13 protein-coding genes and 1 pseudogene are annotated in these 22,892 nt (G+C 73.4%); 2 read left to right on the top strand and 12 right to left on the bottom strand.

Annotated elements, in window-relative coordinates:
- Positions 1-4: 4 nt before the first annotated feature.
- From OG440_RS03600 to OG440_RS03570, 7 genes are all read right to left on the bottom strand, one after another.
- The gene (locus tag OG440_RS03600) at positions 5-1,021 is read right to left on the bottom strand and encodes an iron-containing redox enzyme family protein (RefSeq protein ID WP_406005352.1); all 1,017 of its coding nucleotides are present in this window, start codon (positions 1,019-1,021) and stop codon (positions 5-7) included.
- A gap of 157 nt (positions 1,022-1,178) precedes the next feature.
- Complete coding sequence (locus OG440_RS03595; RefSeq protein ID WP_406005351.1) at positions 1,179-2,192, bottom strand: Ppx/GppA family phosphatase; 1,014 nt, start codon at positions 2,190-2,192, stop codon at positions 1,179-1,181.
- Between the two features lie 135 nt (positions 2,193-2,327).
- Positions 2,328-3,830 (bottom strand): MFS transporter, encoded by a 1,503-nt coding sequence (locus OG440_RS03590; RefSeq protein ID WP_406005350.1) that lies wholly within the window; start codon positions 3,828-3,830, stop codon positions 2,328-2,330.
- A 269-nt stretch (positions 3,831-4,099) separates the two neighbouring features.
- Positions 4,100-6,979 carry an NHLP bacteriocin export ABC transporter permease/ATPase subunit gene (locus tag OG440_RS03585; RefSeq protein ID WP_406005349.1) on the bottom strand — a complete coding sequence of 960 codons (2,880 nt, stop codon included), beginning with the start codon at positions 6,977-6,979 and terminating at the stop codon, positions 4,100-4,102.
- 2 nt (positions 6,980-6,981) lie between these two features.
- Positions 6,982-9,204, bottom strand: coding sequence for an NHLP family bacteriocin export ABC transporter peptidase/permease/ATPase subunit (locus OG440_RS03580; RefSeq protein ID WP_406005348.1), 2,223 nt, complete (start codon positions 9,202-9,204; stop codon positions 6,982-6,984).
- A complete protein-coding gene (locus OG440_RS03575) occupies positions 9,201-10,007 on the bottom strand; it encodes an HlyD family efflux transporter periplasmic adaptor subunit (RefSeq protein ID WP_406005347.1) in 807 nt (268 codons plus the stop codon). Before OG440_RS03575 ends, OG440_RS03580 begins: the two co-directional genes overlap by 4 nt.
- An 86-nt stretch (positions 10,008-10,093) precedes the next feature.
- Positions 10,094-10,309 carry a type A2 lantipeptide gene (locus tag OG440_RS03570; RefSeq protein ID WP_406005346.1) on the bottom strand — a complete coding sequence of 72 codons (216 nt, stop codon included), beginning with the start codon at positions 10,307-10,309 and terminating at the stop codon, positions 10,094-10,096.
- Positions 10,310-11,333: 1,024 nt separating this feature from the next.
- On the opposite strand from OG440_RS03570, the gene OG440_RS03565 reads away from it, so the two are divergent.
- Entirely contained in the window at positions 11,334-12,812 is a 1,479-nt protein-coding gene (locus OG440_RS03565) for a S1 family peptidase (RefSeq protein ID WP_406005345.1), read from the top strand.
- A 98-nt stretch (positions 12,813-12,910) separates the two neighbouring features.
- Here OG440_RS03565 and OG440_RS03560 read toward each other — a convergent pair whose 3' ends face one another.
- Positions 12,911-15,058 (bottom strand): SpoIIE family protein phosphatase, encoded by a 2,148-nt coding sequence (locus tag OG440_RS03560; RefSeq protein WP_406005344.1) that lies wholly within the window; start codon positions 15,056-15,058, stop codon positions 12,911-12,913.
- Positions 15,059-15,291: 233 nt separating this feature from the next.
- Here OG440_RS03560 and OG440_RS03555 point away from each other — a divergent pair.
- Positions 15,292-15,885 (top strand): annotated as a pseudogene (locus OG440_RS03555) (LuxR C-terminal-related transcriptional regulator); the annotation flags it as partial.
- On the opposite strand, the gene OG440_RS03550 reads toward OG440_RS03555, so the two are convergent.
- From OG440_RS03550 to lanKC, 4 genes are all read right to left on the bottom strand, one after another.
- Positions 15,808-17,979: an ATP-binding cassette domain-containing protein gene (locus tag OG440_RS03550; protein ID WP_406005343.1), complete on the bottom strand. Its 2,172-nt coding sequence runs from the start codon at positions 17,977-17,979 to the stop codon at positions 15,808-15,810. The pseudogene OG440_RS03555 and the gene OG440_RS03550 sit on opposite strands and share 78 nt — an antisense overlap.
- Positions 17,976-19,742, bottom strand: coding sequence for an ATP-binding cassette domain-containing protein (locus OG440_RS03545; RefSeq protein ID WP_406005342.1), 1,767 nt, complete (start codon positions 19,740-19,742; stop codon positions 17,976-17,978). The genes OG440_RS03550 and OG440_RS03545 overlap by 4 nt, the downstream gene beginning before the upstream one ends.
- Positions 19,743-19,851: 109 nt before the next feature.
- Complete coding sequence (locus OG440_RS03540; protein ID WP_385565266.1) at positions 19,852-19,968, bottom strand: SapB/AmfS family lanthipeptide; 117 nt, start codon at positions 19,966-19,968, stop codon at positions 19,852-19,854.
- An 82-nt stretch (positions 19,969-20,050) separates the two neighbouring features.
- Positions 20,051-22,696 (bottom strand): class III lanthionine synthetase LanKC, encoded by a 2,646-nt coding sequence (gene lanKC / locus OG440_RS03535; protein WP_406005341.1) that lies wholly within the window; start codon positions 22,694-22,696, stop codon positions 20,051-20,053.
- Positions 22,697-22,892 lie beyond the last annotated feature (196 nt).

The raw sequence follows: 22,892 nt of genomic DNA, 5'->3' as shown, positions 1-22,892 counted from the left end.
ATCATCACGAAATATGGGCTTTTTCCCGATCAGGCAGCGGGGTACGCAGGGAGGACTCTCCCGAGCGCCAGGCGGTGAGCAGACGGTCGGCGAGGCGGTCCTCCAGATACCCGGTGGCGTCGAGGCCGAAGGTGATGTCGGGCGCCAGGTGCGGTTCCTCGTCCAGCAGACCGCCGATGACGTCGTGACGCACCACCTGCTCGTGCACCGCGTCGGCCTCCACGTGCTCGTCGTAGAAATGCTCGGCGGCGGGCCCGGCGTCCACGCGGCGCATCGCCTGCGCGAGCCGCCGGGAACCGGGCGAGGAGGTGATCTCGACCGCCGCGAAGTGGCCCACGAGGGCGCCCCTGAGAGACCGGTGCAGACCGAAGAGGGACATCAGGTTGACCGTGGCCAGCGTCTCGGCGCACGCGGCGTCCAGATACAGGCCGTAGGTGGTGTCCAGGCCGAGGTCCGTCATCAGGTCGGCGAACAGCTGTGCGTGGACGCGGTCGGGGCGGCCGCCGCCCCACTCGTCGAACTCCACCGCCGCCATCGCGGCCTTGGCCCGCCCCCACAGCCTGGGCAGCACCCACGCGTGCGGATCCGCCTCCTTGAGGTGGTACAGGGAGCGCTGGGCCGCGTACTCGCGCACCTGCCACAACTCGCCCTCGGCCGCGAGGAAATGGCTGACCCCCGAGCCCTCGACGGGCTCGACGAGAAGTTCCGAGAGCGCGTCCTCGACGGAGTCGTGGACCGGTGTGTCCTCGCGCAGGGCGGTCAGGAAACGGTGCTCCAGCGCGGCCCGCACCCGCAGCAGAGCCGGGTCCCACTCCCGGTCGGGGGACACCCCCGCGAAACCTCGGTAGTGCAGTTCGTAGCAGAGGTAAAGGGCCAGCTGGAGGTCGTCGCCGTACGCGGACGCGGACGCCACCGTCTCCGCCGCCGGGAGGGCGTCCGAGCCGGCAAGATATCCGCGGACGGCCGCGGACACCGGGCCCCGGGCGGCCGGCAGCTGTGGTCCATGGGGGTCGTGTGCCATGCGCGCCGGGTACCCCACGAGCGCCGAACCACCCGCCCACCGGTGGATCACGTCCGGACCGCGGGCCGCGCCCGCCCCCGACCGGACGCCCGGCCCCATCCCCCCGCGACTCCTTCGGAGCGCGCCGCGCGGCGGCCTGGGCATACGTCCGTGCAGGTCAGGTGCCGTGCTGGGCCAAGCGCAGGGGGACCGGCTCCAGGGGTGTCTCCTCCTCCTTGTCGACGATCCGGCTGACCTCGGCCCACCAGGCCGGGCCGTCCTCCATGTGGCGCAGCATGACGCCCTCGCGGATCGCCCACGGGCAGACGGTGACGGAGGTCAGCCCCGTCAGCTTCATCGCCGTGTGGCCGATCACCGCGCCGGCCAGACTCTGCGCGGCGCGCGGCGCGGAGATGCCGGGCAGCCGGGCGCGTTCGGCGGCGGGCAGGGCGGCCAGGGTGGAGACGGCCTCGCGCAGGTCGCCACGGCGCAGGGTGCGGTCCATGAAGGGGCCGTGCCGTCCGGGGGCGGCCCCGCACAGCCGGCCGAGCTGCTGGAAGGTCCGGGAGGTGGCCACCGCCGTGCGCGGCCCCTCCCAGCGGACCCGGGCGGCCACGTCTCTGAGCTGGTGGCGGATTCTGCGCCGGGCGGCACGGAGGGCCTCGGCGGAGGGCGGGTCGTGGTCCGCGAAGAAATCGTGGGTGAGCCGGCCCGCCCCCAGCGGCAGCGATGCCACGAAATCCGGCAACCGGCCCCGGCCGAAGGCCACTTCGAAGGAGCCGCCACCGATGTCGAGCAGGGCGAGCGGACCGCAGCGCCAGCCCATCCAGCGGCGGGCCCCGAGGAAGGTCAGCTCGGCCTCCACCTCGCCCGGCAGGGTGCACAGCGCGACGCCGGTCCGGGTCCGGACGGCGCGCAGCACCTCGCGCCGGTTGGGGGCCGCGCGCACCACGGCGGTCGCGAAGGCGAGCGGGCCCGCCGCGCCCCACCGGTCGGCGGTACGGGCCGCCGCGGCGACCGCGCGGACGAGCCGTTCCACGGCCTCCTCCGGGATCGGGTCGCCCGGCGCGACCTGTTCGGCCAGTCGCAGCCGCCACTTGGCGGTGTGCACCGGCAGAGGAACCCCGCCCGCCGCGTCCGCCACCACGAGCCGCACGGTGTTCGAGCCCACGTCCAGCACACTGATTCTCATGGCTCGCGAGTACCCAGGCCTAAACCTGGCCGTGCCGCGCCCCTGGAGGACGCGGCACAGAGGGGCCGCCGTCCCTCACGGACGGCGGCCCCTCTCCCTGGTGCGGCTCCCGACGCGGGTCCGGCGGACGGTCCGTCACATGTGGACCACCGGTGCCGCGTCCGCGTCCTGCTGCGGCACGCCGCGGCGGAAGAGCAGGAACGCGATGACCGCGCCCGCCGCGAAGAGGACGGCCGACCACCAGAACGCGGTGGTGTAGCTCTCGATGGTCGCCTGCGCCTGGACCAGCTTGTTCGCCGGGTTCTTCCCCACCAGGTAGTCGGTGGCGGCGCTCGCGGCCAGGGTGTTCAGCAGGGCCGTACCGATCGAACCGCCCACCTGCTGCATGGCGTTGACCGTTGCGGACGCCACGCCCGCGTCCTCGGCGGCGACCCCGCCGGTGGCCATCTGCATGGCGGGCGGCATGACCAGGCCGAGCCCGAGACCGATGATGATCAGCTGCGGCAGCACCGCGCTCAGGTAGTGCGAACCGACGCCGATCCCGGTCAGCCAGGCCATGCCCGCCGCGGCGACGGCGAAGCCCAGCGGGATGACCGCCTTCGGGCCCAGGCGCGGCACCAGGACCGTGGTGCCGGCCTGCGCCGCCACCATGAGCGCCGCGACCATCGGCAGGAACGCCACACCGGTCTTCGTCGGGCTGAAGCCCAGGTTCAGCTGGAGGTAGTAGGTGAGGAAGAGGAACACGCCGAACATGCCGGCGCCGGAGATCAGCACGGCGAAGAACGAGGCCGCCCGGTTGCGGTCGAGGAGGATGCGCAGCGGCAGCAGCGGGTGCGCGGCCCGTGTCTGCCACCAGGCGAAGGCCGTGAGCAGCGCCCCGCCCGCGATCAGGAAGCCCCAGGTCTGCGGCGAGTCCCAGTCGTGGGTCTCCGCGTTGGAGAAGCCGTACACGAGGGAGAACAGACCGGCGGCGACCAGGACCGTACCCGGCACGTCCAGCTTGGAGTTGGCGGCGTCGCGGTGATTGGACAGCAGCAGCCAGCCGCCCGCGAAGGCGACGACGGCGATGGCCACGTTGACGTAGAGCGTCCAGCGCCAGTCGAGCGCGTCGGTCAGGACGCCGCCGAGCAGCAGGCCCACCGCGCCGCCCGCGCCGGCGATGGCGCCGTAGACGCTGAACGCCTTGGCGCGTTCCTTGACGTCGGTGAACGTGGTGTTCAGCAGGGACAGGGCCGCGGGTGCGAGCAGCGCGCCGAAGGCGCCCTGCAGCGCGCGGGCGGTGACCAGCATCTCGAAGTTGGTCGCGGCACCGCCGAGGGCGGAGACGGCGGCGAAGCCGACGACGCCGATCAGGAAGGCCGTCTTCCGGCCGAAGAGGTCGGCTATCCGGCCGCCGAGCAGCAGCAGGGAGGCGAACGCCAGCGCGTACGCGGTGACGATCCACTGCCGGTTGCCGTCGGAGAAGCCGAGGTCGGCCTGGGCCGAGGGCAGGGCGATGTTCACGATGGTGGCGTCCAGCACCACCATCAGCTGGGCCAGGGCGACGACGGCGAGGATCCACCACTTCTTGGTGGACACCGCGGACGGCCCCTGGTCGGCGCCCGTGCGGGTGCCGTCCGTCAGGGTCTTCGAGGACATGGGGAACCACTCCAGGGACGTGAGGGCAAAGAACACGTAAACGAAACGGTTTCGTACACATCGAGGCTAGACCAGTTTCAGCGAAACGGCAAAGTTTCGTTAGTGAGGGGGTGCGGACAGGCGCGAGACGGCGGCCCGGCGCCGCCGCTGAGCGGCGCCGGGAACGGCGGGGTCGGGGGAGCGGGACCCGACCGGGACAGGAACCGGACCGGACGCCCGTCCGGGACGGGAGCCGGGTCGGACGCGGTCGGGAGCGGGGCCGACGCCGGTCAGGTCAGCTGTCGCCGCACCAGCTCGTGCAGCCGTCCGCCGGTGTCCGCGAGGAGCTGGGCGGGCGGGCCCTGCTGGGCGACCTTGCCGTTCTCCATCACCACGACGCGGTCGGCGTCCATCACGGTCGACAAGCGGTGCGCGATGACGACCCGGGAGGCGTGGAGCTTGCGGGTGCTCTCGATGACCGTGCGCTGGGTCTCGTTGTCGAGGGCGCTCGTCGCCTCGTCGAAGAACAGGATGCGCGGACGGCGGATCAGCGCCTGGGCGATCATCAGGCGCTGACGCTGGCCGCCCGAGACCGACCCGCCGCCCGAGACGATCGTGTGCAGCCCCATCGGCATGCGCTTGATGTCCTCGGCGAGGCCGGCCAGCTCGGCCGCCGCCATCGCCTCCTCCGGCGTGTACGCCTCGGTCCCGCAGATGACGTCCAGCAGAGAGCCGGTGAAGGGCTGCGCGTGCTGGAGCACCACCCCGCACTGCCGGCGCACCGCCGACTGGTCGAGGGCCGCCAGATCCTGGCCGTCGTACAGCACACTGCCCGAGACCGGCTTGTCGAAGCCGATGAGCAGCCTGAGCAGCGTCGACTTCCCGCAGCCGCTCGGCCCGACGATCGCCACGAACTCGCCGGGCCGCACCTCGAAGGAGACGTCGTCGAGGACGAGGGGACCGTCGTCGGAATAGCGGAAGGAGAGTCGGCGGGCCTCGAGAGCGCCGGTCAGCGGGCCGGGGCGGGTGTTCGCCGTACGGACCTCGGGCGTCGCCTCCAGCACCGGCCGGATCTCCTCGAACAGCGGCAGTGCCGCCACCGCCGAGACGAAGGCGCCGGTCAGCGAGGTCACCGAGGTGAGCAGCATCGTCATGGACGTGTTGAAGGTGAGGAAGTCCGCCGCCGACAGCGCGCCCCGCGCCGGACCGGCCAGCAGCATGAACATCAGCAGGGAGCACAGCGGCAGATACACCGAACCCAGCACGGTGCTGAGGTTCTTGATCCGGCCGAGACGCTGCTGGAGCTCCCGGCTGCGCGCGAACTGCGCCGCCCAGGCCGCGTACGCGTAGTTCTCGGCGGCCGCCACCCGCAGCTTCGGCAGCCCGCGCAGGGTCTGGAACGCCTGGTTGTTGAGCTTGTTGGAGAGCACCACCAGCCGCCGCTGCCAGCGCACCTGCCACAGCCCGAGGGCCAGGAACACGGACGCGATGACGACCAGCATGCCGATCGCGGCCAGGGCCATCGGCACGCTGTACCAGAGCAGCAGCCCCAGGTTCATCGCGCCGATGGTGACGGACTGCGCGACCGACGGACCGAGGCCCGCCAGCAGCCGGCGGATCGCGCTGATGCCCATGGCCGCACTCGCCAGCTCGCCCGTCGAACGCTCGGCGAAGAACTTCGTCGGCAGCCTGAGCAGCCGGTCCCACACCGCCGGCTGGAGCGTCGCCTCGATCCGGCCCTCAAGGCGCAGCATGGTCAGGTTCTGGAGCAGCATGAACGCCGCCGCCACCACGCCGCTGACCATCACCGCCAGACACACCTGCACGATCGGACCGGACTGGGCCTTCGGCACGTACTCGCCGAGCACCTTGCCGGTCGCGATCGGCACCAGCGCGCCGATCACCACCGTCACGAGCCCGCTGAGCAGCAGGTTCGACAGGTCCCCCGCGGTACCCCGCATGCTGAACCGCAGCAACCCGAGCGGGCCCGGGCCCTGTTCCGGCAGCGGCCGGTAGAACATGACCGCCCGCGGCTCGAACTCCTGCGCGTTGGCCTTCTCGACGGGGGTCTCCCGGCCGGTCGCCGGGTGCACGGCGACATAGCCGCCGCGCCGCCACAGCAGGGCGACCGGCGCCCCGGACAGGGCCCGGTGCCCGACCAGCGGCCCCACGTCGTCCCGCCACCAGCGGCCGTCCAGGCGTACGGCCCGGGCGCGCACCCGCGAGGCCAGAGCCACCCGCTCCACCGGGTCCAGCCGGTCGCTGTCGGCGCCCATCCGGTCGGGTTCGGCGAGGGTGATACCGGCGGCCCGGGCGACGAGCCGGCAGGCCGCGTAGGTGGCGTCGGCGTCGGCGGCCGTGGCACGCCGGTCGGTGCCCCTGCCGTTCCTGTCACCTCGGCCGCTCCTGCCGATCGAGGCGAGGAGCGTACGGTCGGCCTGATCGCGGACCGCCTCACCGGCCTTGATCCCGGCGGCCGTACGGGTCTCGTGGGTGTGCTCCAGCTGCTCGATCCAGCGGTCCAGCGTGGTCAGCAGCCGGTACTGCTGGTCGACCATGCTCTGCCACACCGCGGGGTCCATCAGCAGGTCGGCGGCCGCCTCGGCGCCGTACAACGAGCCGTACTGCACGCTGCCCGGCGGCACCTGCATCCAGAACACGTCGTCGTCCTCCCCCGTGCTCGAATGAACTCGCACGGGGGCGCCCCCGTCGTCCGCCGCCCGCTCGGTGGCCATCGGCGCCTGGAAGAGGATCGACAGGCCGCGGCCGGCCCCGAGGGCGAGCGCGTACTCCAGTGGGCTCGAAGTCGGCGGCACGTATCGGGGGTTGCCGTACTCGTCGTAGGACCAGGTCTGGGTGTTCGCCGGCTGGTACAGCTCGCGCAGCCCGATGCGGTGCACGACGCAGTCGCGCAACGGGCGCGCGACGAGGGTGTGGTGGGGTCCGGCGACCGGACCGAGCAGCAGGGAGCCCGCCTCCAGCCGGCCCAAGTGGTGCCAGTGGCCCTGCTGTTCGGCGTCCACCGCGAACAGGTCCAGCGCGCCCGACGCGACCAGCCACAGCACCTGCGGCCCCTCCAGGTCGAGTTTGCCCAGGCCCGCGCAGTCGATCCGCGCGCCCGATCCGCCCAGCGCGGTCAGCACGGCGTCGCCCTCGGACACGGCAGTCATCTTCATCGCTCCCTGACCAGCGCCGCGTACGAGCCGCCGCGCGCCACCAGTTCCTCGTGCCGCCCGCGCTCGACGACCGTGCCGTGCTGGAGCACGACGATCTCGTCGCTGTCGCGCACCGTGCTGAGCCGGTGGGCGATCACCACGCACGCGCAGCCGCGTCGGCGCAGGTTGTCCATCACGACCTGTTCGGTCTCGGCGTCCAGCGCGCTGGTCACCTCGTCCAGCACGAGGATGCTGGGCCGGCGCACCAACGCCCGCGCGATCTCCAGGCGCTGGCGCTGACCGCCGGAGAAGTTGCGGCCGTCCTGCTCGACCCTGCTGTGGATGCCGCCGGGCCGCCGCATGACCGTGTCGTAGAGCGCCGCGTCCCTGAGCGCGTCGACGACGGCGTCCTCCGGGATCGACGGGTCCCACAGCGCCACGTTGTCCCGCACCGAGCCCTCGAAGAGGAACACCTCCTGGTCGACGAAGGACACGGAGGAGGCCAGCGCCCCGCGCGGAATGTCCTCCAGACGCTGCCCGTCGACGCGGATCACGCCCTCCCAGGGCGTGTACAGACCCGAGATCAGCCGGGAGACCGTCGACTTGCCGCTGCCCGAGCCGCCCACCAGCGCCACCTGCTGTCCCGGACCTACGGTCAGGTCGAAGCCGGTCAGCAGCGGCTTGTCCAGCGGGCTGTAACCGAAGGTGATGTTCTCCAGCTCGACGTGACCGTGCAGCCGGCGGGTGGAGTCGGCGCCGGCGCGGCGGTCGTAGAGCGGGTCGGCGCGGAAGTTCTCCACGTCCTTCAGCCGGGCCACGTCCGCCGCGAAGTCCTGGATCCGGCCGGCGACCCCGTTGAGGCGGGTCAGCGGGGCGGTGAAGCGGGTGACCAGCGCCTGGAAGGCGACCAGCAGACCCACCGAGATGGCACCCTCGATCGCCCGCATGCCGCCGATCCACAGGATCAGCGCGCTGTTGAGCGTCGCGAGCGTCGGCGCGACGACACCCAGCCAGGCGCTCGGCACCCCGAGCCGCTGCTGCTCCTCCAACGTCGTGGCGTGCTGTCCGGCCCACTTGCGGAAGTACCCCTCCTCGCCGCCGGTGGCCTTCATCGTCTCGATCAACTGCAACCCGGTGTACGCCGTGTTGGTGAGCCGGGCGTTGTCCGCGCGCAGCTTCGCCGTCCGGGTGGCGCGCAGCCGGATGACGATCCGCATGGCGACGATGTTCAACAGCGCCACGCCGATCCCGACGAACGTCAGCTGCGGGTCGTAGGTGTAGAGGAGGACGGCGTACAGGACGACGACGACCGCGTCCACGCCCGCCGACGCCAGGTCACGGGCCAGCGTCTCGGCGACCGCGTCGTTCGACTGGAGCCGCTGGACCAGGTCGGCCGGGCTGCGCTGGGAGAAGAAGGTGACCGGCAGCCGCAGCAGATGGCGCAGGAAGCGGGCGCTGGAGAGGGTCGAGGAGATGATCCGGCCGTGGTGCAGGTTGGCCTGCTGCAACCAGGTCAGGGCCACCGTGAGGGCCACGCAGGCCCCCATCGAGACGAACAGCACGCCCAGCAGCGAGGTCTGTTGTCCGATCAGGAACATGTCGATGTAGGTCCGGCTGAGCGCCGGCACGGCCGCGCCCACCAGGACCAGCAGCAGACTCGCCACCACGGCCGCCGGCAGGGTGCCCGCGGTGCCGCGCAGCCGGGCCGGCATCGCGCCCAGCACCCCCGGTCTGCGCCCGCCCCGCTCGAAGTCCTCGCCCGGTTCCAGCACCAGCACCACACCGGTGAAGCTGCCGTCGAAGTCCTCGATCGGTACGAAACGCCGGCCCTTGCCGGGGTCGTTGATGTACACGCCCCGGCGGCCGAAGCGACGGCCCAGGCCCTCGTAGACGACGTAGTGGTTGAACTCCCAGAAGAGGATCGCGGGCGAGGCGACCCCGGCGAGGGCCGCCAGGTCCATCTGCATGCCCTTGGCCGTGAGGCCGTAACCGCGGGCCGCCTTCAGCAGGTTGCTCGCCCGTGAGCCGTCGCGGGAGACACCGCACGCGATGCGCAGCTCCTCCAGCGGGATGTGCCGGCCGTAGTGTCCGAGCACCATCGCGAGCGAGGCCGCCCCGCACTCCACGGCCTCCATCTGGAGCACGGTGGGCGTACGGACGGTCTTCGTCCGGCTCTTGGGGACCGTGCGCCGGGGTGGTGCCGCACGTCGTCGGCTCCGCGTCTGCTCGGTGGGGGTCACGGGAGCAGCCAATCGACGGGACGCTGGTCGGCCAGCCGGATCGAACCCGTGGCCATGGTCATGGAGGCGAGGGTGAACGGCGGCCCGTCCGCGGACGACCACCGGTAACCGCTCTTCGTCGCCGAGGACCTGTCGAGGCGGACCAGGACCGCCACCGGGCGGCCGTCCCGCGTGAACTGCTCGCCCAGCTGGCTGTCGCCTAGGAACGCGGCGATCGCCTGCGCCGACTGGGCCGCGCGGTCCACCGACTTCACATGGCCGCGCAGCACGCCGTACTCCTGCGAGGGCACGGTCTGCACGGTCAGGTCGACGGCCGCGCCCGACGGGATGGAGGCGGCGTTCTCCGCGGGGACGTACACGGTCGCGTACAGCGGGTCGTCGGCGGCGGCGACCTTCTCCACGGCGGCGACGTTCGCGCCGGTGGAGATGATCTGCCCGATGGTGGCGGCGAGTGCGGTGATCCGGCCCGCGGCCACCGTCCGCACCACGGCGTCGCCCTGCGTCGTCCGCACCTTCAGCACGGGCGAGCCGGCCGGCAGCCGCTCGCCCTCCTTCGCGAGGACCGCGGTGACCTGTCCCGCGGCGGGGCTCTGCAGGATGTAACTGCCCTCGCCGTGGGTGAGGACGGCGGGCGCGCTCACCGTGGAGGCGACCGAACCCGTCATCGCCCACACGGACGCGGCGGCCATGACGACCACGGTCACGGACAGCACCAGCCAGCCCTGCGGGCGCGCGAAACGCACCGGCAGGTCGAGTTCCTCCGGCGACTGGAGCTTGGCGAGGGCCTGTTGGCGGAACTGCACGGGCCTACCTCGGGAGTGTCAGGGCACCGATGAGTCCCGGAGCCGGGTGACGGCTCCGGGACTCAAGGGGTCACAAAGGGGTGCGATCAGAGACCGGCGACCAGGTTGGTGACCGGGGCGACGCTCAGGCCGGTGACACCCTCGACGGTGCCGACGGCCGTGTTCAGCAGGCCGGAGACCGGGGCGATGCCGTCCACCAGGCCGGTGACGCTGCCGACGGCGTTCAGGGACAGACCGCCGGAGACGTTGTCCAGCTCGGCGTCGGAGATCTCGACGGTCTCAACCTGGGGGGTGGAGTTCATGGGGGAACTTCCCTTCACATGGATATCTCATAAGGGGGGAGCGGCCCCCTCTGGGGACAGATGACGGCCGCGAGCACGGGCACCGGACACCCGTTTCCGGGAGACGCGGTGACCCTGCGGTGCGATGGATCAAAGCAGGTCCGCGGTCGGCGCAGCCAATCAATCACGGCGTTCACCTGGGAACTTGTGTCACCGAGGCGTGAAACGGTGCAGGCGCGCCCACCGCTTGTCGGCGACTTCTTCACACCACGGGCGGGATCTGCCCGGACGGGCCCCGGGTGCTCTCGCGGCGAATCCGACACTCCCACCCCAAAGGCGTGGGGGGCGCCGCGCAGTTGTGCAGAACTCCTGCCCGCGGTGACCCGCTTGGGCATTCGCTGTGCAGATTCTCGGCAGTGGGGATTCGGCCTGCGGAGATGGACGGTCCGCGTCCGGTCGGCTACGGCGTGTGCCGGAGGTCGTGTGCTCGCTCGGGAGGTGCAAAGCCGGTGCACAGGTCGGCAACCGTTTTCAAGGGCCCGGCCGGGTCCGTACCGCTGGGTTCAGGACATCCGAATCGGTCGCCGTGCGCCGGAACGAAGTCGGCCGACGCACCGTCTTCCTCTTTCCGGGGTCTCACGAGCTGCCGACGCGGCGATCACGACGGCCGTGTCCCCGACCGCCGTCGGCACCCGACCCGAGCGCCTGCCGCGACCCCGCGGTGACGCCTGTGACCAGCGGGGACATCGAAACGGCGCCGCTCTTCGACGACTTCGGCGAGCAGGTCCGGGGGCAGTGCCCGAGGCGCGAGGACCACCGAAAGGATCTTGTCGGCTTCGGCGGTCGTCATCGCCATATGGGCGATTGTTCCCGGGGCCGCGGGGTCGGTCCCCGGTCATGGCCGATTCACGGTTGAGCAAAGGAAGTTGGCAAACGCGATTGAACGCACCCCGTGACCCCTGCGTACTCATGGCCAACCAGGCGCCGCTGTACGGAGCTGCCGAACCCCGGCAGCCAGACCCCGTCCCCCAGGAGGTCGAGTTTTTTGAGTCACAAGCGAGTTACGAAGCGCAAGGCCATCATCGCGGCAGGCGGTGTGGCGGCGCTCGGAGCGGCGGCCATCCTGCTTCCCAACGCCAACGCCTCCCAGGACGGCGGCTCCAACGACGCCGCCACGGTGAAGACGCTCAAGGCGGGCGACGCCTCGGATCTCGCGTCCCAGCTCGCCGAGTTGCTCGGTGACGCGTTCGCCGGTTCCTACTACGACAGCGAGGGCCGGCAACTGGTCGTCAACGTCGTCGACGTCTCCGGCGACGAGAACAACGTCATCGTGCAGGCGAAGAAGGCGGGAGCCAAGGTCCGCGAGGTCGACAACAGCACGGCCGAACTCGCGGCGGCCGCCAAGACGCTGAAGACCCAGGCGACGATCCCGGGCACCGCGTGGGCCGTGGACCCGAAGACGAACAAGATCCTCGTCACCGCCGACTCCACGGTCACCGGCAGCAAGTGGGACAAGATCGAGTCGACGGTCCAGACCCTCGGCTCGGGCATGGCGACGATCCAGAAGTCGGCCGGCACCCTCAAGACCTTCGTCGCCGGCGGCGACGCGATATTCGGCGGCGGGGCACGCTGCTCCCTCGGCTTCAACGTGACGGCGGGCGACGGTTCCCCGGCCTTCCTGACGGCCGGTCACTGCGGGGTCGCGGCCGAGCAGTGGTCCGACTCCGAGGACGGCGAACCGATCGCCACCGTCGACCAGGCGACCTTCCCCGGCGACGGCGACTTCGCGCTCGTGAAGTACGACGACCCGGCCACCGTGGCCGCCAGCGAGGTCAACCTCGGCGACCAGACCCTCGCGATCACCCAGGCCGCCGAGGCGACGGTCGGCACGCAGGTCTTCCGGATGGGCAGCACGACCGGGCTCAACGACGGCCAGGTCCTCGGCCTCGACGCCACCGTGAACTACCCCGAGGGCACCGTCACGGGCCTCATCCAGACGGACGTCTGCGCCGAGCCCGGCGACAGCGGCGGCTCGCTCTTCACCCAGGACGGCCTCGCGATCGGCCTGACCTCGGGCGGCAGCGGCGACTGCACCGCCGGCGGTGAGACGTTCTTCCAGCCGGTGACCACCGCGCTCGAGGCGGTCGGCGCGACGCTCGGCGACGGCGGCATCGGTGCCGGTGACGCGGTCGGCGGCGACGAGGCCGGTGCCGGTGCCGTGGACGAGAACGGTGACGGTATCGACGACCAGACGGGCGAGGCGATCCAGGGCGGCGGCGACGAGGCCGGTGCCGGTGCCGTGGACGAGAACGGTGACGGTATCGACGACCAGACCGGCGAGGCGATCCAGGGCGGCGGCGACGAGGCCGGTGCCGGTGCGGTCGACGAGAACGGTGACGGCATCGACGACCAGACCGGCGAGGCCATCGAGGGCGGCGGCGACGCCGCTGCCAACGGCGGCGCCGACGAGAACGCCAACGGCGACGGCCAGGAGGACGGCTCGGGAGTGAACGAGTCGCACTGACACGGAAGCAGCTGAACGGTCCGGCCCTCCGGCGGGGGGCCGGACCGTTCATGTGCGCCCTCGGGGACCCCGTCCACGCGCGTACCCGGGGACGGCCCTCAGTGGTCTCCCCGCACCCGCAGCAGCAGCAGCGCCACATCGTCCATCCGCTCGTCCGCCGCGGCGTAGTGACCCACCAGCGCGTCGGCCAGCTCCGTCAGCGGACGGTCCCCGGCCTCGCCGAGCCGCCGCCCCAGGTCGGCTACCGCGTCCTCGATGTCCACCCCCGGCGTCTCGATGAGCCCGTCGGTGTAGAGGGCGAGGACACAGCCGTCGGTCAGCTCGACCTCCGTCGTCGGATACGTCGCCGAGCCGTCGATGCCCAGCAGCGGACCACCCGCGAGGTCGAGGACGCGCACCCGGCCGTCCGCCCGGCGCAGCAGCGGCGGCGGATGCCCGGCCCGGGCCATGACGGCCCGACCCCGGGCCGGATCCAGCCGCAGGTACAGACAGCTCGCCAACAGGTCGGAGCCGAGATCGATCAGCAGCCGGTTGGTGCTGCGCATGACCTCCGCAGGCTCCTGCCCCACCGTCGTGTAGGCGCGGACGGCGGTGCGCAGCTGACCCATCAGCCCGGCCGCGGTCACGTTGTGCCCCTGTACGTCCCCGATCACGGCCGCCGCGAGTGGGGGCGAGGGCACCAGGTCGTAGAAGTCCCCGCCGATCTCCATACCCCGGGTGGCGGGCAGATAGCGGGCGGTCGCCTCGATCCCGGCCAGCGACGGCAGCGAGGGCGGCAGCAGCGCCGCCTGAAGCCCGTGCGCCAGCTGGTGTTTGGTGTCGTAGAGCAGGGCGCGGTCCAGGGCCTGCGCGATCAGCCCGGCGAGGCTGGTCAGCACCGCGCGCTCGTGCGTGGAGAACCGGTGCGGTTCGGCGTACGCCAGCACACAGGCTCCCACCGGGCGGCCGGAGGCGATCAACGGCAGGAAGGCCCAGGCGGCGAAGCCGTCGGGGGTGGAGCGCCGGGCGGGGTACAGGCGCTCGAGGTCCTGCCGGGAGTCGAAGAACGCCGGCACGCCATGAGCGACCGCGTGCGCGCCCGGCGACGGGGAGGACATCGGCGTCCGGTCGAACCGTTCCACGACGCGCGGGTCGGGGTAGCCGTGGTGCCCGAGCACGTGCAGCCGGCCGCCCCGCGCGCCGAGCAACGCCAGCGCCTGGCTGCCCACCGCCGGTGCGATCTCGTCCGCCACCAGCCCCACCACGTCCTGCACGCTCACCGTCTCGGTGAGCGCCCCGGCCAGGCTCAGCGCCTGGGACATCGACACCAGCCGGGTCGGCGCGTCCTCCGAACGGGGGCCGGCCGGGTTCATCTCCGACACCGCCCGGGCCCGGCTGATCCGCACACTGATCCCGGTGGTGCTCGGATACAGCCGGAGCGACAGCCACTGCGAGGGGGGCCGCAGCGCCACGAACGAGGTCGCCTCCTGACTGAGCAGCGCGGCCCGGTACCGCTCCTCGTACAGGGGATCGTTCAGCCAGGGGACCGACGCCCACAGCTGTGAACCCAGCAGCCGGCCCACCGGGACGCCGAGGAGCTCGGAGGCGGCCTCGTTCGCGAAGCCGACCCGTCCGCTCAGATCGAGGGAGCACATACCGTACGGCAGCCGCGCCACCATCCGTGCCGCCTCGATGGTGCCGAGGGTGTCGGCCACCCCGCCCAGCGGACCCGCGTCCAGCACATCGCTCTCGGGCCGCACCGAACGGTTCTTCGACGCGGCACGCTCCAGCCGCAGCGCGAGCCGCTCGCAGGCGGTCGTCAGCTCCCGGCGCTCCCGGTCGGAGAGCTGCGGCGGATGCGAACCGGGCCAGGTCACGAACACCGCGCCGTAGACCCGGGTCGGGGTCAGGACCGGCATTGCGGCCAGCGCGAAGGGATAGGGCAGCACGACGGCGATCCGCGGATAGCGGCGGGCCATGTCCTCCACCCCGCCCACCCAGACCAGTCGCCGCTCGCGCACCGCGTCGGCCACCGGGATCGGCGCGCTCAGCCCCACCCGCTCCCAGGGCGCCGCGAAGGACCGGGGGAGCCCCGCCATCACCGCCATCTCCAGCAGCGGCTCGTCGCCCCGACGCAGATACACGGCACCCGAATGCGCGCCGACGGCGTCCATCATCGACGTCAGAGCCAGGGACAGCAGCGGCGGGCCGACCGGCGCCCACGGGGCCGCAGGCGCCTGACCGGACGACCTCTCCGCGTCCGCCACGGCGACCACCTCCTCGCCCGGCGCCGCGCGGGCCTCAGGGTCCAAATCTGCCCTCTGACGGCCCGGCGCGCACGGCGAGCGACGCGCCGGCCGAGGGCTGCCGCCGTACCCCGTCCGCCCCTCCTCATGCCCCCTCGGCCGAAGCGCGCGACGGCGTGCGGGCGCCCCGCGTGCGCCCCCGCGCATCCCGATGGCCGGATCTTCGCGCTGGAAAACGGTCCCGGAGCCGAAGAATGGGCACGCGTTCAACACCACGAACTACGCCACGGAACCGGCGTACGGCGACAGTTGAAGGGGCGGCAGTGATCCGCGTATTACTGGTGCACGACGCGTGTCTGGTCAGATCGGTCCTCGCACAGTGGCTGTCCCGGGAACCCGATCTCCGGGTCGACGACGTCCCGTGGCGCAGCGCGGCCGGGCGGGTCGGGGCGGTGCGCCCGGACGTGTGCGCGGCGGATCTCGACTGCTCCGACGCCTACGGCCTCCCGCCGCTGGGCGATCTGTCCCGGCGGGGCGGCGGCCCGGTGCCGCCGCGTCTGCTGGTGCTCGCCAGCGCGAACCGGCCGGGCCTGCTGAAACGGGCCCTGGAGGCGGGGGCGCTCGGGTACGTCGACAAGGCGGGTACCCCGGAGCAGCTGCTGCGCGGCATCCGGAAGGTCGCCCAGGGGGAACGTTTCGTCAATGATTCGCTGGGCTTCGGCTTCCTCAAGGCCGCCGAGATGCCGCTGACCCGGCGGGAGCTGAGCGTGTTAACCCTCGCGGCCGAGGGCGCCTCCATCGCGGAGATCGCCGGGAACCTGCATCTGTCCCATGGGACCGTGCGCAACTACATGGCGGCGATCACCCGCAAGACCGGGGCCCGCAACCGGGTCGACGCCATCCGTATCTCCCAGGGGCAGGGCTGGCTGTGAGCCGCTCCCCGTGCCTGCGTCTTCCCCCGCTTCGCCCGCTTCCCTTGCTTCGTCCGTTTCCCCCGCCTCCTCCCAGCCGCCGACGAGATCGCGGTACAGGCAGGAGCGCCGCACCACCTCCTCGTGCGTCCCGTACGTGGTCCGCGGTCCGTCCATGACAAGCACCCGGCCGGCACGCCTGGCCGAGCTGATGCGGTGCGCGACGACGACCAGGGTGCCCCCCGGCCGGACGGCGAAGGCGTGCTCGGCGCGGGCCTCGGCCTCCGGGTCCAGGTGGCTGGTCGCCTCGTCGAGGAGGGCGAGCGGGGCGGGTGACAGGTAGGCGCGAGTGAGGGCGATCAACTGGCGTTCGCCGGCCGACAACGCCGCCGGATCCACCCGCGCCGCCGGGCCGCCCAGCGCGTCGAGCAGCGGGGTCAGGCCGACCGCCTCCGCCGCCGCGAGCAGTTCCTCCCGGGGCACGGGGTCCGGCCGCAGGTGCGTGAGGTTCGCGCCGAGGGTGTCGCTGAACACGTACGCCTCCTGCGGGATGAGCACGCGCCGAGCGGCCGCGTCGCCGCCCGGCACCGGCCGGCCGCAGATCCGTATCTCCCCGCGCACCGGTTCCAGCAGCCCGGCGACCAGGCCGGTCAGCGTGGACTTCCCGACCCCGCTCGGACCCACGACGGCCAGATGGGCCCCGGCGGGCAGGGTGAGCGTGAGGCCGTCGACGACCGGCGCGGAGGCCGGACCGTAGGCGAAGGTGAGGGAGGTCAGGGAGAGCGCGAAGGGTGCGGAGGGTGCGGGGCTCGGTGTCGTCGCCGGTGAGGGGGTGGGGGCCGGTACGGGGGCGGGGGACCGAAGGGGAGCAGCCGCCGCCGTCCGCGGGGTCGCGCTCGGCCGGGGGCCGTCCCCGGACGCGTGGTCCGGTGCCTCGCAGGGCAGGGGCCCGGGGTGCGGGTGCCGGTCGGTGTCGGCCGGTCGGCGTGTGCCCTCCGGCCGCTGGGCGCCGGCCGGTCGCCGCGGGCCGGGCAGTCGGCGATCGGGGGCCGCCGTCCGGTCCTCGCAGTCGGCCGCGGGTTCCGGTGTCCCGGCGGGCGGGGCCAGTCGTCGCAGGACGACCGTGAGGCGGGAGCCGCTGGTGCCCAGGCCGTGGACCAGGGCGGTCAGGGCCGGCAGCAGGGACTGGGTGACGTAGGCGAGGGCGCCGACGAGCGCACCGGCGGTCACACCGTGGTCCAGGAGCCACGGGGCGCCGGCCAGCAGCAGGACCAGCGGCAGATGGCCGCCGAGCGCCAGGCACACCACGCGGGCCACGCCCCAGCGGGCCAGGGCGCGGGCCGCGCGGAACTCGGCGTCGACGAGGGCCCCGGTGTCCTGGGCGATCCGGTCCTCCGCGCCGGCCGCCGTGACGTCCCTGAGGCCCGGACAGACGACGCCCAGGTGCGCCGCCAGAGCCTCGTCGGCGGCGAGGAACGCCTCCTGCCGCCGTGCCAGCGGACGCAGGGTGACCGCGAACAGGCCCACGCCGGCGGCGAGCGGCGGCGCGACCACCAGCAGGAGCCGCGGTGCGAGCGCGGACAGGCCGGCCAGGGCGCCGGCGGACGTGAACACGAACGAGCGCGACACCATCACCAGGCCCGCGAAGCTGTCCCGGGCGATCTCCACCTGCTGGGTGAGCCCGGACAGCGCCCCGCCGTCGGCCTCCCGCACGCCCCGCCGTACCACCCGGGTGACCAGCCGGTCCCGCAGCGGTTCCACCAGCGCGGCGACCGCCCCGTACACCCGCCCGGTCCCGTACGCCCCCACGAGCACCCCGAGCCCGGCCACCGCGAGCCACCGCAGCCCCACCCCGGACCGCCCGGCCAGGAACCCGTCGTCCAGCGCCCGCGCCAGGGCGTAGCCGAGCAGGAAGGTCTGCCCGGTCTCCAGGACCGACCAGCCGACGAGACGCCACAGGGCCCGTCGCCGGCCCAGCAGGAAGCGCAGCCCCCTGGCCGCGAGCCCGTCCGCGCCGGCGCCCCGGTTCACCGCCGTGCCTCCGGCCCGGTCCCCGCCTCCGCCCGCGCGGCCGCCCGCCCACCGGATCCGGCCCCCTCACCGGTCCCGGGATCCGTCCCGAACACCGCCCGGTACTCAGCCCTCCGCCACAGCTGCTCATGCGTTCCCACCGCCCGTACCCGGCCTCCGTCCAGCCAGGCCACGGTGTCGGCGCGGGCGGCCGTGGCGGCGCGGTGGGCGACCACGAGGCGGGTGGCGGTCGTGGTGCGGCCGAACACGGACCGGGTGACCTGGCGTTCGGTGATCGTGTCGAGGCTGGAGAGAGCGTCGTCGAGGAGGAGGAGGCGGCCGCCGTGGGCGAACGCGCGGGCCAGGCCGAGACGCTGGGCCTCGCCGCCGGAGTGCGGGGCATGCGCGCAGGGTGTGGCGTAGCCGTCGGGCAGACGGCGCACGAAGTCGTCGGCGCAGGCCGTGCGGGCGGCCTCCCGGACCCGGGCGGGGGAGACCCGGCCGAGGGAGACGGTGTCCTCGATCGTCGTGCCCAGCAGGGCCGGCCGGTCGAAGGCCTGGGCGATCGCGGCCCGCAGTTCGGCCCGGCGGAGCGCGGGCAGCGGGACGCCGTCCAGCAGGACCTCGCCGGCGTCCGGGTCGGTGAGCCTGCCCGCCAGCGCGGCCAGGAGCGACTTGCCGGTGCCCGAGCGGCCCACCAGGGCCAGTGTCGTCCCGCCCGGCACCACCAGGTCGACGCCTTCCAGCACCGTACGGTCACCGCGGCGGGCGGTGACGCCGCGCAGTTCGAGGCGGCCAGGGCCGCCCCGGGGCAGGCGGCGGTCGCCGTAGGGGGGAGCCGGTTCCGTCAGCACCTCGCCGACGCGGGCTGCCGCCGTCCGGGAGCGGACCAGCCCGGAGAGCTGCCCGACCAGCATGCCGACGCCGGTGGCGAGCACCGCGTAGCGCGACGCGGCGAGGACGTCGCCCGGGGACAGCCGGTGCCGGGTGAGCAGCAGGCCCGCGACGGCGACGACTCCGAGGTGCAGCAGCGGCGCGACGGCGGTCGCCCGCGCGGCGGCCCGGCCCTGGACCCGCCACATCTGACGGCCTGCCCGGGACAGTTCGGGCAGCGGCCGCAGGATCCGTGCGGTGTCCCGGGCCGCCGTGCCGGCCGCGCGGATCGTGCGGGCGCCGCCGACCGCCTCCGTGAGCGCGGCCGCGATCCGCCCCTGAGCCCGCTGGTATTGGGCCACGCAGGCCGAGGTGTCCCGGGCGAGGGACCGCAGCAGGAGGGTCAGGACCGGCGCGCCGGCCAGCAGGACGGCCGCGAGCCACGGGTCGATGAGGGCCAGCGCGGCCACGGCGCCGGCGGGTCCGGCGAGCGCGGCCAGCAGCGCGGCGCGGGCGCCGGGCGCCGTTCCGGCCTGGGCGGCGCTGCCGACGATCCGTGCGACGAGGTCCCCGGCACCGAATCGGGCCGTGGCACGCGGCCCCACGGCCAGGACGTGGCCGATGACCCGGCGGCGCAGGAAGGCGGTGGTCCGGGCGTCGAGAGTGCCGGCGAGGACGGTCTCGTACGCGTCGAGCAGGGTCAGCAGGAGGACGAGGGCCGCGCAGCACAGCACCCAGCGGGTGGCGGGGGAGTGGGCGAGCAGCAGGTCCAGGGCCCGGCCGAGGGCCGCGGGCAGCAGCAGTGCGGCGCCGGTCGTCGTCACGCTCACCAGCGCCAGCGCCACGCAGCGGGACCCGCTGTGCCGGGTGGCCGCGCCGAGCAGCTCGCCGGTCGTCCGGTCCATCGGCATCCTGCTCCCGCATTTCCTCGGTGGTATCGGGGAGGCCGGGCCCCGGGCGGCCCCCTCCCTGGGGAGAGGACCGCCCGGCGCCTTCAGCGTGTCGTACGCGTCCCGCTTGTCAGAGACAGAGCAGAACGCTGGCGGCGCTGACGCAGGACAGCAGGCTCACGGTGCTGTTGCCGCCGCCGCTGGTGTGCTCGTCGGATTCCATCGTCTGAAGGTCGAGCAGGGCCATGGTGTGTCCTTCCATCGGTTGGATGTCACGTCCCGTGGGGACGGGTTGCGTCACGACTCCGTCGGTTGTCGCCGGAGCCGCGTCATGAGGGCCGCCGGTGCGGCGGCGGGAGGAACGGCAGGTGCGCGGTGGCACCCGCGTCGTCCGGGTCGAGAGCGGCGGCGAGGGCGAGCAGACAGCCCGCCGTGCCGGTGCCGAGGTCCATGGAGAGCCGCATCATCTGGTGCCCGGGGAAGGCGAGCTGGCCCTGGTAGGGCATCGCGAACCAGCCGAGCGCGGCGATCTGCTCCCGCAGCCGGGCCCGGGTCGCGCCGGGTGTGGTGGTGCGGGCGAGGTGCAGGATCATCCCGGCGCGGCCCTGGAAGAGGCCGGGCTGCGCGTAGAAGCGTGAGGTGGCCGCGGTGAGGATGCCGGCGCGGGCGCGGGCGAACTCCTGCGCGTCACCGGCGTGGGCGGCGTGGTCGTCGAGCACCGCCCCCACCCCCACGCTCCCGTCCCCGAGGTAGGGCAGGGTCCGCCATCCCTCGTCCACCTCCAGCGCACCGCCCTCGCGCTCCGTGCAGGCCGCCAGGTCGCGGCGCAGAGCCACGCCGGCCGCCTCCAGCAAGCCGCGGTCGCCGCTCTCCTCGTACTGCCTGAGCAGGAACAGCGCGGGTCCGGCGGCGCCCCGCAGCAGCCCGGCCCGGCGCCGGGGCGTGTCCGGCACCGGTTCGGCCAGGCGTCGTACGACGATGTCGGCGGCCTCGGCGGCCCGCTCGCGCAGGGCCGGCTCACCCGTCCGGCGCGCCAGGTCGCCGAGGACGAGCCCCAGTCCGGCCAGCCCGCCGTGCAGGTCCGAGGAGAGGTTCTGCCACCGTTCGCGCAGGATGCCGTCGACCAGGTCCAGCGCGCGCTGCCGGTGCCCCAGCAGCTCCAGCACGTGGGCGACGCCGGCGAGGCCGTCGTACAGGCCGAGCGGGGTGCCCGTCGGGGGCGGGGCGGTGTGGTCGAGGAGCCAGCGCTCGCCGTCGTCATGACGTTCGGCGCCGGTTGCCGCCAGCGCGTACAGCACGCCGGCCGCGCCGTGCGCCAGCCCGAGACCGCCGCCGTCGGAGAATTGGGCGACGTCCCCGGGGAAGAGCCGGTCGTCACGCTCCGGGGTCGCCGACGCGAGGATCGCCTTGACCATCGAGTCACGGCTGTGCGGCCAGTCGCCGGGCTCCACCCGGAAGGCAGGCGCCGAGGGCACCCGGGCGGCGACCCGCACCGGCGTGCCGGACCCGCCGGCGTCCGGGGCGGGCCCGTCCGCGTGGATGTCGCGGGTGATCTCCGCGACCGCCCCGTCCAGGAACTCCCGGGGCACGTCCGGGAACTGCTCGGCGATCACCTCGGCCAGATGGGCGGCCTTGCCCCGGTCCACCACGAACAGGGTGGTGACGGGCAGGAACAGGGCCAGCCGTAGGCAGGCCAGCGCGTAGCGGTCGACGTCGGCGCCCCGGCGGTCGGGCGGTGCGAAGAAGCCGGGGTGCGCCACGACCTGGCGGCCGTTCTCCCCGACGGGGGCCGCCGCCTCGAAGTCGATCAGGAACACCGACTCCTCGTCCGGCGCGACCATGATGTTGAAGACGTGCAGGTCGTTGAAGACGATCCCGCGCGCGTGCACCGCGCGCACCGCCCGTTCCACCGCGCCGTGGATCCGTACCGCCCACGCCGTGTACGCGGCGACGTCCTGCGGATCGGGGTCAGGTGAGAGGAGCGGGTGCCGCTCCGCGAAGAAGGAGTTGAGCGGACGCCCCTCGACGAGGTCCATGACCAGGAAGCGGTGGTCGCCGAGGGTGAACCAGTCCCGTACCTCGGGCACCACGCCGGTTCCGGCCACCGCCTCCAGCGCGCGCTTCTCCCGCTCCAGCCGGGTGATCGCGTCGGCCCCGTCCGAGGCCAGTCCCGCGTGCGGCCGGCCCTCCTTGAGGACCACCCTGCGTCCGTCCCGGGTGTCGGTGCCCGCGTAGACCCCGCCGCCGTTGGAGAAGTGCAGCGCCTTCTCGATGCGGTAGGGCAGGTCGCCCACCGTCGTGGTGTTGCGGGCGGCCAGGTGCGGTTCCAGGAACGGGGGGAGTGTCACCCATTCCGGCACCTGGAAGGAGGGCGCCCGCCGGTCCGGGACCAGGGCGCCGGCGCCGTCGCGTACGGCCGGTACCAGCGAGCCCCGGTCGTCGACGACGAAACTGCGGGCGAACGCCCCGTAGCGGACGTAGAGCGGGCCCTCGGACCAGCGCAGGTCGGTGAGGATGTACGGGCCCTCGAAGCCCTCCAGGAGGGCGCCCAGTTCGCGCAGTACCGTGTGCAGCCGTTCCTCGTCGGACGGGTAGATCGTGACGAACTTGCCGCTGGTGTCGCGGCCGGCGTACTTGGTGTTGCGCAGATGCAGCAGATGCGGGCCCGGCACGAACTTGAACGGGATCCGGCGCGGGACGCAGTAGTCCCACACGATCGCGGCGATCCGTTCCGCGTTCGCCCGGGTGGCCGAGGCGTGCACCTTCCAGCCCTGGGCGGGACCCGGTGCGGGGGAGCCGTCCGCGTCCAGCGGGGTCAGGTTCAGCCAGTCGCCGACCCGCGCCGAGGTCCAGCCCTCGGGAACCGGACGGCACGCCGTGTCGAACAGCGGAGCGGGCCCGTCGCCGGTCAGCCGGTCGGGCGTCTCGTAGAAGTGCGCGTCCGCCAGGGCGTACACCTCGTACCGCTTGTCCATGCGTCCCCTTCCGTGGCCCTTGCCATGGCCCGGCCAAGAGACTCGCAAGCGGGCAAGGGTCGTGGACAGTCACGGCTGTCACGACATCCCTGTGCGGAACGCACGCGTAAAGACATGTTCGGTCCGTTTCGAGCGCGGCCGGCGCCCGTACCCCTCACCGCCTCCATGAAACGTCCCCAGGGGCTGCGCAAAGGCA

It is taken from the genome of Streptomyces sp. NBC_00637 (assembly GCF_045161545.1).
GTDB lineage: Bacteria > Actinomycetota > Actinomycetes > Streptomycetales > Streptomycetaceae > Streptomyces.
The sequence above is the reverse complement of the archived record's forward strand: the minus strand, read 5'-3'. Positions and strand labels throughout refer to the sequence as shown.